We start from the raw sequence: 13,247 nt of genomic DNA, 5'->3' as shown, positions 1-13,247 counted from the left end.
TCCCCGTGCCGTCAGGCGGGGGCGTGGCGGAGCAGCAGGACCGCGACGTCGTCGGTGAGGACGTCGCCGTTCAGCTCCTCGGCGCCCGCGACGAGCGCGTCGATCAGCGCCCGGCCGTCGGCGCCGCGGCCGCGCGCGGCCCGCGCGAGGCGGACGAGGCCGTCGGTGCCGAGCCGCTCGCCCGGACGGCCCCCGGCGCCGGCGCGGACGCGGCCCTCGATGATGCCGTCGGTGTAGAGCATGAGGCCCCAGCCCTCGCCGAGGTCGATGTCGGTGGCGGGCCAGTCGGCGCCGGGCAGCAGGCCGAGGGCGGGCCCGTGCGGGCCGGGCGGCAGCGCCGCGACGCCGCCGGCCGCGTCGAGCAGCAGCGGCGCGGGGTGCCCGGCCAGGTAGAGGCGTGCGGTGCGGCGGGACGGCGCGATCGCGGCGGTGCAGAGCGTCGTGAAGATCTCGTCGCTGCGCCGCTCGTGGCCGAGCACGGTGTCGAGGGTGGCGAGCAGGTCCGCGCCGGTGTGCCCGGCGAGGACGAGGGTGCGCCAGGCCATCCGGAGGCGGACGCCGAGCGCGGCCTCGTCCGGGCCGTGCCCCGACACGTCCCCGATGACCAGGTGGACGGTGCCGTCGGCGGTCTGCACGGTGTCGTGGAAGTCGCCGCCGAGCAGGGCGCGGCGGCGGCCCGGCCGGTAGCGGGTGTGGTGCGCCAGCGCCGGGTCGTCGATGATCGGGACGGGCAGCAGGCCGCGCTCCAGGCGGGCGTTCTCGTCGCCGAGGATGCGGGCCTCGACGAGGCGCCGCTCGGTCTCCTCGGCGCGCTTGCGCTCGATGGCGTAGCGGACGGCGCGGGCGAGGAGCGGCCCGTCGACCTCGGACTTGACCAGGTAGTCCGCGGCGCCCGCGGCGACCGCCTGGACGCCGAGGCGGGCGTCGCCGCCGCCGGTCAGCACCACGACGGCGGCGTGCCGGGCGAGCGCGAGCACCTCGCGCAGCCCGGCGAGGCGGCTCGCGGACGGCCCCGCGTCCGGCACGGTGTCCGGCACGGCGGCGGGCGGGCTGAGGTCGCTGGTGGTGAGGTCGACCACGACGCACTGGGTGCGGGCGGTCACGGCGCGGCGGGCGGCGGCGAGCCCGGCGGCCACCGTCATCCGCACCTCCAGGCCGCTCTCGGCGAGCATCCGCTCGACGAGGAACACGTCGGCGGGGTCGCCGTCGATGAGGAGCAGCTCGACGGCGTCCTCGCCGGGCGGGGCGACCGGCAGGGACGGGCGGTGGGGACGGCTGAGAGTGCTCACAATGGATTCCGGAGTTCGGCGGGGCGGCGCACACGGTGGCGGTGCCTGGGGAACGGGCGGGCAGCCGCACGGGTTCCGGCGGCGCGCGACGCACGGCGCGGCCCGGAGGGCGACGGTCCGCGCCGGGCGGCGGCATCTGCTTAGCCGCAGGGCTCCCGGCTCGGGGAGCGGTGAGAACCTCGCTCCGTGCGGGTGACACTACCGTCTCCGATCGTGCCCGCGCACCCATAACGCCTGATCCGGCCCCGTGGCGCCGCCCGGAAAACCATTCGTGATCACGGCGGGGCGTCTCCTACCGTCGTGGGGTGAAGACGCTGCCGGTGGAGGATCCGGGCACGCCCGACCATAGGTCGGCGGGCCGCTTTCTGCGTTGGCTCATGCGCGCGCAGGGGCGGTCCGTCGTGATCGGCGCGGCGCTCGGCGTGGTCTGGATGGTCAGCCAGGCGCTGATGCCCGCCGCGCTCGGCAACGCGCTCGACGAGGGCGTCGCGGGCCGCGACGAGGGCGCGCTGCTCGGCTGGACGGGCGCGCTGCTCGGCCTCGGCGCCGTGCAGGCCCTGTCGGGGCTGATGCGGCACCGCTACGCCGTCTACAACTGGCTGTCGACCGCCTACCGGACGGTCCAGCTGGTCACCCGCCAGTCCGCCCGGCTCGGCGCGACGCTCGGGCGGCGGCTCAGCGCCGGCGAGGTCGTGAGCGTCGGGATCGCCGACGTCGCGCACCTCGGCGACGCCGTCGACATCCTGGCGCGCGGCAGCGGCGCCGTCGTCGCGATCGTGGTGATCGCGGCGCTGATGCTGGCGGCGTCGCCGCCGCTCGGCCTCGTCGTGCTGGTCGGCGTGCCGCTGGTGCTCGCGGTCGCGGCGCCGCTGCTGCGGCCCATGCGGGTGCGCGAGGAGCGCCAGCGCGAGCTCGTCGGCGAGCTGAACGCCCGCGCCACCGACCTCGTCGCGGGGCTGCGGGTGCTGCGCGGCATCGGCGGCGAGGGCCTGTTCGCCCGCCGCTACCGGGACGGGTCGCAGCGCGTCCGGCGCGCCGGGGTGGACGCCGCCCGCGCCGAGTCGATGCTGAGCGGCGCCGAGATCCTGCTGCCCGGCCTGCTCATCGCCCTCGTCACCTGGCTCGGCGCCCGGTTCGCCGCCGGCGGCGACATCGGCATCGGCCGGTTCGTGGCGTTCTACGGGTACGCGGTGTTCCTCGTCCAGCCGCTGAAGACGCTCGGCGAGGCCGCCGGGAAGATCACCAAGGCGCGGGTGGCGGCCGGGCGCGTCGTCCGGCTGCTGGACCTGGCGCTCGAGCCGCCGGCGACGGGGACGCTCCGCCCGCCCGGCCCCGCCGCGCTGGTGGACGCCGCGTCCGGCGTCACCGTGCCGCCCGGCGCGCTCACCATGATCGCCGCCGCGGATCCGCGCGACGCGCAGGCCATCGCCGACCGCCTCGGCCGCTACCGGGACGGCGACGTCGCCTACGGCGGCGTCCCGCTCGCCGACATCGCGGACCTGCGCGAACGGGTGCTGGTGGCCGTCAACGAGGACCGGCTGTTCGCCGGGCCGCTCCGCGACGGCCTGCGCGGCCCCGGCGGCGACGCCGCCCTGGACGCCGCGCTGGCGGCCGCGTCCGCGGCCGACGTCGTCGAGGCCGCCGGGCCGGACGCCTGGATCGCCGAGGCGGGCCGGGACTTCTCCGGCGGCCAGCAGCAGCGGCTGCGGCTCGCCCGCGCCCTCGCCGCCGACCCAGAGGTGCTGGTGCTGGTCGAGCCGACGAGCGCCGTCGACGCCCACACCGAGGCCGCCATCGCGGGCCGCCTCGGCGCGGCCCGCGCGGGCCGCACCACGGTGGTGTGCACGACCAGCCCGCTGCTGCTGGACCGCGCCGACCGCGTCGTCTACGTCGAGGACGGCCGGGCCGCCGCCGAGGGCGCCCACCGCGACCTGCTGGCCACCGTGCCGCGCTACGCCGCGGCCGTCACCCGGGGGATGTGAGGACGTGAGCACCGAGATCCTGCCCGTCGCCGCGCCGGCGCGGGTCCGCGCCTACGCGCGGCGCCTCGTGCTGCGCCATCCGCGCGCGCTCGCCGGGGCGCTCGCGCTGCACGGCCTCGCCGCCGCCACCGGCCTCGTCGCGCCGCGGCTGCTCGGCGACCTGGTCGACGGCGTCCGCACCGGGCGCGGCCTGCCGATCGACGCGATCGCCGCCGCCATCGCGGTGGCCGTCGTCGCGCAGGGCGTGCTGACCCGCTACGCCTACCTGGCGTCGGCGCGGCTCGGCGAGCGGGTCCTCGCCGAGCTGCGCGAGGAGTTCGTGGACCGGGTCCTCGCGCTGCCGCTGCCGACGGTGGAGCGGGCCGGGACCGGCGACCTCGTCAGCCGGTCCTCGCGCGACGTCGACCAGCTCGCCACCAGCGTCCGCCACGCGGTGCCCGAGACCCTCGTCGCCGTCGTGATGATCGTCTGCACGGCGGGGGCGCTGCTGCTGAACGGGCCGCTGCTCGCGCTGCCGGTGCTGGTCGTGGTGCCGCTGGTCTGGGGGGTGCTGCGCTGGTACCTGCCGCGCGCAGTCCCCGGCTACCTGCGCGAGGGCGCCGCCTGGGCCGAGCTCACCGACGGCCTCGCCGAGACGGTGCAGGGCGCCCGCACCGTCGAGGCGTTCGGCCTCGCCGCGCGGCGCCGCGCCCGCGGCGACGCCGACATCGCGCGCAGCTTCGGCGTCGAGCGCTACACCCTCGGCCTGCGGTCGGTGCTGATCCCCTCGATCGAGTTCGGGTTCGTGCTGCCGGCCGCGGCGGTCCTGCTGCTGGGCGGCTGGCTGCACCTGCACGGGCACGCCTCGCTCGGGCAGGTCACCGCCGCCGCCCTGTACGCGCAGCAGCTGAACGGGCCGATCGACGCCCTGGTCAGCTGGCTGGACGAGGTGCAGCTCGGCGGCGCGTCGCTGGCGCGCCTGCTCGGCGTCGGCGGGGTCGGCACCGGCCGCGCCGGCGGCGACCGCCGCCCCGCCGGGGAGGCCATCGCCGCGCGGAGCGTCCGCTACGCCTACCGGCCGGGCCACGACGTCCTGCACGGCGTGGACCTGGACCTGCGGGAGGGGGAGCGGCTCGCGGTGGTCGGCCCGTCGGGGGCGGGCAAGTCCACCCTCGGCCGCCTGCTGGCCGGGGTCGACGGGCCGCGCGACGGCGCCGTCACCGTCGGCGGCCCCAGCGGCAACGGGAACGGGAGCGGGGACGGCGGCCGGGTGCCGCTCGTGGAGCTGCCGCTGGACGAGCTGCGCGGGCATGTCGCGCTGGTCACCCAGGAGCACCACGTGTTCCGCGGCACCGTCCGCGACAACCTCGTCATGGCCCGCCCGGACGCCACGCCCGAGCAGGTCGCCGCCGCCCTGGCCGCCGTCGACTGGGACGGCCCCGGCCTGGACGCCGAGGTCGGGTCGGGCGGCGCGGCGCTGTCGCCCGCCGAGTCCCAGCAGCTCGCCCTCGCGCGCCTCGTGCTGGCCGACCCGCACACCCTGGTGCTGGACGAGGCGACGTCGCTGCTGGACCCGCGCGCCGCGCGCCGCCTGGAGCGGTCGCTCGCCGCCGTCCTGGAGGGGCGGACCGTCGTCGCGATCGCGCACCGGCTGCACACCGCGCACGACGCCGACCGGGTCGCCGTCGTCGAGGACGGGCGCATCAGCGAGCTCGGCACCCACGACGAGCTGCTGGCGGCGGGCGGCTCCTACGCCGCGCTGTGGAGCAGCTGGCACGGGAACGGCGCGGCGCGCGCACCGGCCGGCGGCCCCGGGGCCGCCGGCCGGTGACCGGCGTCAGCGGCCGGGGCCGAGGGTGCGCTTGAGGAAGTCGACCTGCAGCGTCAGCAGGTTCTCGGCGACCTCCTCCTGCGGCGTCATGTGGGTGACCCCCGACAGGGGCAGCACGGTGTGGGGGCGGCCCGCCGCGAGCAGCGCCGACGACAGCCGCAGCGTGTGCGCGGCGACGACGTTGTCGTCGGCGAGGCCGTGGATCAGCATCAGCGGCCGCTCCAGCCGCCCGGCCATCTCCACCAGCGAGTTCGCCGCGTACACGGCGGGCTCCTCGTCGGGCAGGCCGAGGTAGCGCTCGGTGTAGTGGGTGTCGTAGAGCCGCCAGTCGGTGACCGGGGCGCCCGCGATGCCGGCGTGGAACACGTCGGGGCGGGCGAGGACGGCGAGCCCGGCGAGCCAGCCGCCGAACGACCAGCCGCGGATGCCGACCCGGTCCAGGTCCAGGGCGTCCGGGTGCGCGCGGGCCGCCGCCATCAGCGCGGTGATCTGGTCCTCCAGGACGGGCCCGGCGAAGTCGCCGTGCACCGCGCGCTCCCAGCCGGGCCCGCGGCCCGGGGTGCCGCGCCCGTCGGCGATGACGACGGCGAAGCCCTGGTCGGCGAGCCACTGCGCCTCGCAGTAGGCGCGCTGGACGGCCAGCACCCGCTGGGCGTGCGGGCCGCCGTAGGGGTCCAGCAGCACCGGCAGGCGGCCCTGCTCGGGCGTCCAGCCGGACGGCAGCAGCACCGCCGTGCGGATCGCGGTGTCGCCGGCCTCCAGCAGCTCCACCCGCGGCGTGATCACGGGGGTCTCGGCGAGCGACGCGACGGGGTGCGTCCCCTTCGGGCCGCGCACCTCCACCCGCGTGCCGGGGGCGTCCAGGCGGGCGCCGGTCACGACGGTGACGTCGCCGGCGCGCAGCCCGCCGAACACGCCCTGCCCGTCGGTCAGCCGGGTGAGGCCGTCCGGCCGGTACTGCCACAGGTGGACCTCGGCGGGCTCCTCGGACGCGGTGAACAGGATCTCCGCGCCGTCGACGCCGAGCACCGACCGCACCTGGAGGCCGGCGGGCGTCACCGGCTCGCCCGCCACGGTGATCCGGCGCGTCTCGGTGCCGCGGTCCTCGGCGATCCAGACGAGGTCGCCGCCGCCGGTCCGCGCCGGGACGCCCGGCACGATCTCCGACCAGACCGCGTCGTGCAGCGTCGTCAGCAGCCGGGTCTCGCCGCCGAACGGGTCCACCGCGAGGGCCCGCTGCGAGCGCTGGTCGCGGGACTGCACGACGGCGAGCGGCCCGCGCCGGTCCCAGGAGGCGGTGACGACGTAGGGGAACTCGCCGCGGTCCCAGGCGACGCCGGTGCGGCCGCCCTCCAGGTCCAGCAGCACCAGCCCGACGATCGCGTTCGGCGTCCCGGCGGCCGGGTAGGCGACCTCGGCGGCGGGCCGGTCGGGGTTGGCGGGGTCGGCGATCGTCCAGCGCTGCACGGGCGTCTCGTCGACGCGGGCGGCGAGCAGCCGCGACCCGTCGGGCGACCACCAGTACCCGCGCATCCGGCCCATCTCCTCGGCCGCGATGAACTCGGCGAGGCCGTAGGAGATCTGCTCGCTCTCGGGCTGCACCAGGGCGCGGTCGCCGGTCCCGTCCAGCTCGATCACCCGCAGGGTGCGGCCGGAGACGTAGGCGACGCGGCGGCCCGCCGGGTCCAGGCGCGGGTCGAACACCGGCGCCTGCGCGGGCAGCGCCCGCACCTGCCCGGTCGCGAACTCGGCGACGTAGAGCTGCCCGCCGAGGGCGAACACCGCGCGCGCCAGGTCCTGGTCGGCGGCGTACCCGACGATGCCGCCCGCCTGCTCGCGGGCCCGCTCGCGGCGCGCCCGCTCCTCGGCCGGCAGGCTCTCCTCGCCCGGCACGTCCAGCGCGGCCGGGTCGGCGACGAGCCGCTCCTCGCCCGTCGCGGTGTCCAGCGTCCACAGGCAGGTGACCGGGTCGTCGCCGCCGCGGGTGCGCAGGAACGCGACCGAGGAGCCGTCCGGCGCGATCTGGAAGGAGCGCGGGACGCCGAGGGTGAACCTCCGGGTGCGGGCGCTCTGCCGCGGATAGCTGATGCTCATCCCCCGAGTCTGCCAGCCGTCCCGGGCCGCGCGGGATGCGCCCGCGCGCACGGGCGTGGTTGGATCGCGCGAGCGGGGAACGACCCGTGATCGCGGGCAGGCTCGCGTAAGCTCGAAGCTTCGCGGACGAGGGTCTAACAGGGAGTGGTCCATGCCGGAGTTGCAGCCGGGCGATCCCCGGCGGCTGGGGTCCTACGAGATCCTGGAGCGACTGGGAGAGGGCGGCCAGGGCGTCGTCTACCTGGGCAGGGACGGGGGCGGCCGGCAGGCCGCGATCAAGCTCCTGCGCGCCGACCTCACCGAGGACGCCGCGGCCCGCAACCGCTTCATCCGGGAGGCGCAGGCGGCCAAGCAGGTCGCGCGGTTCTGCACCGCGCAGGTCCTGGAGGTCGACATGGCGGGCGACCGGCCCTACATCGCCAGCGAGTACGTGCCCGGCCCGTCGCTGTACGCCCAGATCCGCGCGCAGGGCCCGATCACCGAGGCGTCGCTGGACCGCCTCGCCATCGGCACCACCACCGCCCTCGTCGCGATCCACCAGGCCGGGATCGTGCACCGCGACTTCAAGCCGCACAACGTGATCATGGCGCCGGACGGGCCGCGCGTGATCGACTTCGGGATCGCGCGGGCCCTGGACGTCGGCCAGACCGCCGCGACCAAGGCGATCGGCACCCCGTCCTACATGGCGCCCGAGCAGGTCGCCGGCGCCAAGCTGACCGAGGCCGTGGACGTGTGGGCGTGGGCGGCGACCATGGTGTACGCCGCGACCGGCCGGCCCCCGTTCGGCGACGACACCGTCGTCGCGGTGATCAACCGGGTGATGAACGAGCCGCCGTCGCTGCACGGCGTGCCCGCCGACATGCAGCAGCTCCTCGCGTCCTGCCTGCAGAAGGACCCGGCCCGCCGGCCGACCGCGCAGCAGCTCATGCTCAACCTGATCGGCGCGGCCCCGGCGGCGCAGACCCACCTGGACGACCCGGCGCAGGCCACCACCTTCCTCGCCGAGGGCGAGCACATGGCGGCCGGCGCCGTCGTGCCGCAGGACCCCTACGGCGGCGGCGCCACCCGCGTGTCGCCGGCCGCCTACACCGGCACCCTGCCGCCCGCGCCCGGCTACGCCGACGCCACCCGGGCGGGCGGCTACGCCGGCGCCACCCAGGCGGGCGGCTACGGCGGCGCCACCCGGGCGGGCGGCTACGGCTACGACGACGGCGGTCGCGACGGCCGGTCCCCGTGGCCGATCGTCGCCGCGGTCGGCGCGATCGTGGTGCTCGCCGCGATCGTGTTCTTCGCGATGAAGGGACTCGGCGGGGGAGGCCCCGCCACCGACGACTCCCCGACGCCGAGCGACAGCGTCTCGGCCACCGAGTCCGAGCAGGAGACCGAGTCCAGCGAGCCGGCGCCGACCCGGACGCGGGTCCGGACGCCCACGGCGCGGCCGACCACCCGGGAGCCCACCAGCGAGCCGACCACCAGCGAGCCGACCAGCGAGCCCACCACCAGCGCGCCGTCGACCGAGCCGACCGGCGGCACCGGCGGCGGCGGGACGGGCGGCGACGGCGGCACCGGCGGGACCGGCACCGGCCCCGGCGACGGGACCGGCACCGGCACCGGGACGGGCACCGGCGGCGGCAACGCCCAGTCCCAGTCCCGGTCCGAGGGCGGCAACGGCTGACCGGCGCGTGACGGCAGGGCGGGCATCCGCGCGGGCGCCCGCCCTGAGTACGGTTAGGTCATGACCGAGCCGCGCATCCTGTTCGTCCACGCCCACCCGGACGACGAGACCATCGGGACCGGGGCGACCATGGCCAAGTACGCGGCCGAGGGCGCGCACGTCACCCTGGTCACCTGCACGCTGGGCGAGGAGGGCGAGGTCATCCCTCCCGAGCTGCGCCACCTGGCCGCCGACAAGGAGGACGGGCTCGGCCGGTACCGCATCGGCGAGCTCGCCGCCGCCTGCGCGGCGCTCGGCGTCACCGACCATCGCTTCCTCGGCGGCGCCGGCCGCTACCGCGACTCGGGCATGATGGGCGCCCCCAGCAACGACGACCCGCGCTGCTTCTGGCAGGCCGACCTGGACGAGGCGGCGGGCGGCCTCGCCGAGACGATCCGCGAGCTGCGCCCCGAGGTCATCGTCACCTACGACCGGCGCGGCAACTACGGCCACCCCGACCACATCCAGGCGCACCGCGTCGCCCGCCGCGCCCACGAGCTCGCCGCCGAACCGGGCCCCGGCGGCGACCCGCACCGGGCCCGCAAGTTCTACGCCTACGCGACGCCGCGGACCGTCCTCGCCCGCGCCATCGCGGTCATGCGGGAGGCCAAGCTGCCGTTCGACCGGGTCGCGGGCCTCGACGAGCTCGGCTCGGGCATCCCCGACGGGGAGATCACCAGTGCCGTGGACGCCCGCGCCCACCTGCCCGCCAAGCTGGCCGCGCTGCGCGCCCACCGCACCCAGATCACCGTCGCGCCCGACGGCGCCGGCCCCTACTTCGCGCTGTCGAACAACCTGGCCCAGCAGGCGTTCGGCACCGAGTACTACGTGCTGCTGGACGGCGAGCCCGGCCCGGCCGGGCCCGGCGGCCGCGAGACCGACCTGTTCGCCCGGCTGCCCTGACGCCCGGCTGCCCTGACGTCCGGCTACCCTGACGTCCGTGGACCACGACGAGCAGGCGGCGCCCGCGCCCCCGGCGGCCGGCGCGACCGCCGTCCCCGCCACCGCGCCCGCGCCGCGCCGCGGACCGGACGAGCCGGGGCCGCTGGAGGCGTTCGCCACCGGTGCCGCCTACGCGGTCCTCGCGCTGCTCGGCGCCGCGCTCGGCGTCGTCGGCTCGTTCCTGCAGGGGTTCGGCCCGGCGTTCCTGGCCGTCGCCGTGCTCATCGCCGCGAACGCCGCGCTCGCCTGGCTGGCGGCGTGGGGCATGGGCTCGCGCCTCGGCGGCATCGTCCCGGCCGCGGCGTGGCTCGCGGTCGTGCTCGTCCTCAGCCGGCAGCGGCCCGAGGGCGACCTCGTCGTGCCCGGCACCACCAGCGGCTACGTGTTCCTCATCGGCGGGATGGTGGCGCTCGCCGTCGGGCTCGCCACCTCGCCCGTGGGGCCGCGGGAGCCGGGCGGCTGGCTGACGAGGGGCGCGCCTCCTACCGGCGGGTAGGGTGGGGGCGTTGTGAACGACGAAGCGCCGATCCCCCCGCCCGCGGCGGCCCTCCCCGACGGCCGGCTGTTCCGCGAGGTCACCGGCGCGTTCGCGACCGGCGTGACGGTCGTCACCACGGTGGCGGACGGCGTCGACCACGCCATGACGGTGAACTCGTTCAGCTCGGTGTCGCTGGACCCGCCGCTCGTGATGTTCTGCGCCGAGCGCACCGGCCGCTTCCACGCCGCCGTCCTCGCCGCCGGGTTCTGGGCGGTGTCGGTGCTCGGCACCGGCCACCGGGAGGCGTCCGACTGGTTCGCCGCCCCCGGGCGCCCCCTGGACGACCAGCTCGACGGCTGGCCGACGGTGCGCGGCGCGGAGACCGGCGCGCCGCTGCTGGCGGGCGCGCTCGCCGCGCTGGAGTGCCGCACCCGGCAGGTCCACGAGGCCGGCGACCACAGCATCGTGGTCGGGCAGGTCCTGTCGCTGGACCTGCCCGACCCCGACGCCGAGCCGCTCGTCTTCCACCGCGGCGGCTACCGCGCCCTGGACCGCTAGACCGGACCCGCTAGCGCGCGGCGTCCACCGACGGGTCGGCGGACGGGTCGGCCGGGGCGGTGCCCGTGCCGGCGTCGGCCGCCCGGTAGCGCTTGACCGCCAGGCACGCGGCGGCCGCCAGGAAGATCACGATGATCGGCGTCAGCATCGTCGGCTTCATCGCGTCCACGAACGCGTGCTGGAACACCGCCGCGCCGACCTCCTGGAGCTGGTGCGCCAGCGCGGGCGGGGTGCCCGGCGGCACCTGCTGCGCGTGCTGGCCCGCGCCGACCTCCAGGCCGCCCTTGGCGGACTCGGCGACGCCCTCGACGAACCCCTGCCGGGCCTGCGGCGGCAGCGCCGCGGACCGCTCCACCGCCTGGTCGTGCAGCGCGGACGCGAGCTGGCTCTGCAGGACGGCGCCGACGACGGCGCTGCCGAGCACCGACCCGACCTGCCGGATGGTGTTGTTGACGCCCGACGCGGCGCCCGCGAGGCGCGGCGGGACGTTGCGGGTCGCCTCGGTCGCCATCGGCGCGAACACGCCGCCGATGCCGATGCCGGTGACGATGAACGCCGGCAGGAAGCTCGTCCAGTCGGTGCCGACGTCGGCGATCGCGACGATCCACACCATGCCGAGGCCGTAGAGGAACAGGCCGCCCATGAGGATGAACCGGCCGCCGTAGCGGTCCGACAGCTTGCCCGCGACGGGCGCGAGGAACATCGACACGAGCGACGACGGCGCCATCACCAGGCCGGCCTTCAAGGCGCTGTAGCCGAGCACCGACTGCAGGTAGAACGACAGCGGCAGGAACATGCCGATCATGCCGATGGACACGGCGGCGCCGACGAAGTTCAGCACCGAGAAGTTGCGGTCGCGGAACAGCCCGAACGGCACGAGCGGCTCGGCGTCCTGCTTGGCGCGCTGCTGGAGCAGGAACGCCGCGAGCAGCGCCGCGGCGGCGCCCATGAGGCCCCAGATCCAGCCGTTCCAGTCGTACTTCTCGCCCTCGGTGAGCGCGAACACCAGGCAGAACAGCGACGCGGTCGCGAGGAGGACGCCGAGCACGTCGAAGCGGTGCTTCACGCCCCGCTGGTGGCCCGGCAGGATCGGCACGGCCATCGCGAGGACGAGGATCCCGACCGGCAGGTTCACGAAGAAGATCCACCGCCAGTCCAGGGCGCTCACCAGCAGGCCGCCGATGGTCGGCCCGGCGATCGTGGACACGCCCGCGACGGCGCCCCACACGCCGAGCGCGGCGCCGCGCCGCTCCGGCGGGAACGTCGCGATGATGATCGACATGGTCTGCGGCATGAGCAGCGCCGCGCCGAGGCCCTGCACGGTCCGCGCCGCGATGAGCTGCGCGGGGTCCTGGGCGAGGCCGCAGGCCAGGCTCGCCAGCGTGAACAGCGCCACGCCCGCGATGAACAGGTTCTTCTTGCCCCACAGGTCGCCGAGGCGGCCCGCGGTGATGAGCAGCACCGCGAGCACGAGCACGTAGGCGTTGACGACCCACAGCACCTCGTCCAGCGAGGCGTGCAGCTTGTCGACCATGCTCGGCACGGCGATGTTGACGATGGTGAGGTCCAGCAGGGTCATGAAGAACCCGAGGGACAGGGTGAGCAGGATCGCCCACGGGTTGCCGCGCCACCTGGTCACGGTGCCTCCTCGGCTCGGGGGGTGCGATGGGTCATGGTGAGGTCCTTCCAGGACAGCCGGCCCTCGACGAGGTCGGCCGCCAGGCCGCGGGTGAACTCCAGCTCGGCGCGGACGCGGGCGATCTCCAGCTCGGCGTCCAGCAGCTGGTGCCGCAGCACCCCGATCTCCCGGACGGAGTCGTAGGTGGCCCGCAGCGAGGCGAGCCGGCCCTCCAGCGCGACCGCCCGGCCGCGCAGCTGCCGCGCCACCTCGTCCTCGGGGAGCATGCCGGCGAACGCCAGCGCCGTCCCGTAGAGGGGGAACTCCTCGACGGGGTTCTTCAGCAGATCGGCGAGGCGGATCGCGGCGGCGTCCCGCCCCGCCGTGGTGATCGCGTAGACGGTGCGCTCGGGGCGGCGGCCCGCGCGGGCGGTCTCCACCGGCTCGATCATGCCGGTCGCGGCGAGCCGCTCGACGGTGTGGTAGAGCGACCCGTGGGTGACCTTCACCGCGTGGTCGTAGTAGTGGTCGCGCATGCGCTGCTGCATCTCGTAGGGATGCATGGGGCCGGCCTCCAGCATGTGGAGGACGGCGAGCGCGAGCGGGGTCAGCGGTCTGGACATATCAGTCGATGCTTCGATGTCGGAGTGGATTGATCCACTTAGACTAATCCACTCCGACTGGTATGGCATCCCGTTATCCACCCGATGTGGCACACGCGACACCACTGGGGACGCCGCCGCGTCCCGGCCGGGGCATCGG

Annotated in this window: 10 protein-coding genes; 6 read left to right on the top strand and 4 right to left on the bottom strand. The window is 76.5% G+C overall.

Going from position 1 to position 13,247, the window contains the following annotated elements; translation table 11 throughout:
- Nucleotides 1–11 precede the first annotated feature (11 nt).
- Nucleotides 12–1,289: a PP2C family protein-serine/threonine phosphatase gene (locus K1Y72_RS03735; RefSeq protein ID WP_308286873.1), complete on the bottom strand. Its 1,278-nt coding sequence runs from the start codon at nucleotides 1,287–1,289 to the stop codon at nucleotides 12–14.
- A gap of 305 nt (nucleotides 1,290–1,594) precedes the next feature.
- Between K1Y72_RS03735 and K1Y72_RS03730 the strand changes: the two genes are divergently transcribed.
- Nucleotides 1,595–3,271, top strand: a complete 1,677-nt coding sequence (locus tag K1Y72_RS03730) for an ABC transporter transmembrane domain-containing protein (protein ID WP_308286872.1) — start codon at nucleotides 1,595–1,597, stop codon at nucleotides 3,269–3,271.
- Nucleotides 3,272–3,275: 4 nt separating this feature from the next.
- Nucleotides 3,276–5,081, top strand: a complete 1,806-nt coding sequence (locus K1Y72_RS03725; RefSeq protein ID WP_220163231.1) for an ABC transporter ATP-binding protein — start codon at nucleotides 3,276–3,278, stop codon at nucleotides 5,079–5,081.
- Between the two features lie 6 nt (nucleotides 5,082–5,087).
- Here the strand turns inward: K1Y72_RS03725 and K1Y72_RS03720 are convergent, their stop codons facing one another.
- On the bottom strand, nucleotides 5,088–7,175 hold the full coding sequence (locus K1Y72_RS03720) for a S9 family peptidase (RefSeq protein ID WP_220163230.1): 2,088 nt from the start codon (nucleotides 7,173–7,175) through the stop codon (nucleotides 5,088–5,090).
- Nucleotides 7,176–7,326: 151 nt separating this feature from the next.
- Between K1Y72_RS03720 and K1Y72_RS03715 the strand changes: the two genes are divergently transcribed.
- Genes K1Y72_RS03715 through K1Y72_RS03700 form a run of 4 tightly spaced genes read left to right on the top strand, consistent with a single transcriptional unit; the run spans nucleotide 7,327 to nucleotide 10,867 of the window.
- A complete protein-coding gene (locus K1Y72_RS03715; RefSeq protein WP_220163229.1) occupies nucleotides 7,327–8,850 on the top strand; it encodes a serine/threonine-protein kinase in 1,524 nt (507 codons plus the stop codon).
- A 60-nt stretch (nucleotides 8,851–8,910) separates the two neighbouring features.
- Complete coding sequence (gene mshB / locus K1Y72_RS03710) at nucleotides 8,911–9,792, top strand: N-acetyl-1-D-myo-inositol-2-amino-2-deoxy-alpha-D-glucopyranoside deacetylase (RefSeq protein ID WP_220163228.1); 882 nt, start codon at nucleotides 8,911–8,913, stop codon at nucleotides 9,790–9,792.
- A 37-nt stretch (nucleotides 9,793–9,829) separates the two neighbouring features.
- Complete coding sequence (locus K1Y72_RS03705) at nucleotides 9,830–10,327, top strand: DUF6113 family protein (RefSeq protein WP_220163227.1); 498 nt, start codon at nucleotides 9,830–9,832, stop codon at nucleotides 10,325–10,327.
- A gap of 12 nt (nucleotides 10,328–10,339) precedes the next feature.
- Entirely contained in the window at nucleotides 10,340–10,867 is a 528-nt protein-coding gene (locus tag K1Y72_RS03700; protein WP_308286870.1) for a flavin reductase family protein, read from the top strand.
- 10 nt (nucleotides 10,868–10,877) lie between these two features.
- On the opposite strand, the gene K1Y72_RS03695 is transcribed toward K1Y72_RS03700, so the two are convergent.
- Nucleotides 10,878–12,506: an MFS transporter gene (locus K1Y72_RS03695; protein WP_220163225.1), complete on the bottom strand. Its 1,629-nt coding sequence runs from the start codon at nucleotides 12,504–12,506 to the stop codon at nucleotides 10,878–10,880.
- Nucleotides 12,503–13,108, bottom strand: a complete 606-nt coding sequence (locus K1Y72_RS03690; RefSeq protein WP_220163223.1) for a PadR family transcriptional regulator — start codon at nucleotides 13,106–13,108, stop codon at nucleotides 12,503–12,505. The genes K1Y72_RS03695 and K1Y72_RS03690 overlap by 4 nt, the downstream gene beginning before the upstream one ends.
- Nucleotides 13,109–13,247 lie beyond the last annotated feature (139 nt).

Origin of the sequence: Actinomadura parmotrematis, from assembly GCF_019458805.1 — a bacterium.
Taxonomy (GTDB): Bacteria; Actinomycetota; Actinomycetes; order Streptosporangiales; family Streptosporangiaceae; genus Spirillospora; species Spirillospora parmotrematis.
Note: the sequence above shows the minus strand (reverse complement) of the source record. Positions and strands in the feature narration are given on the sequence as shown.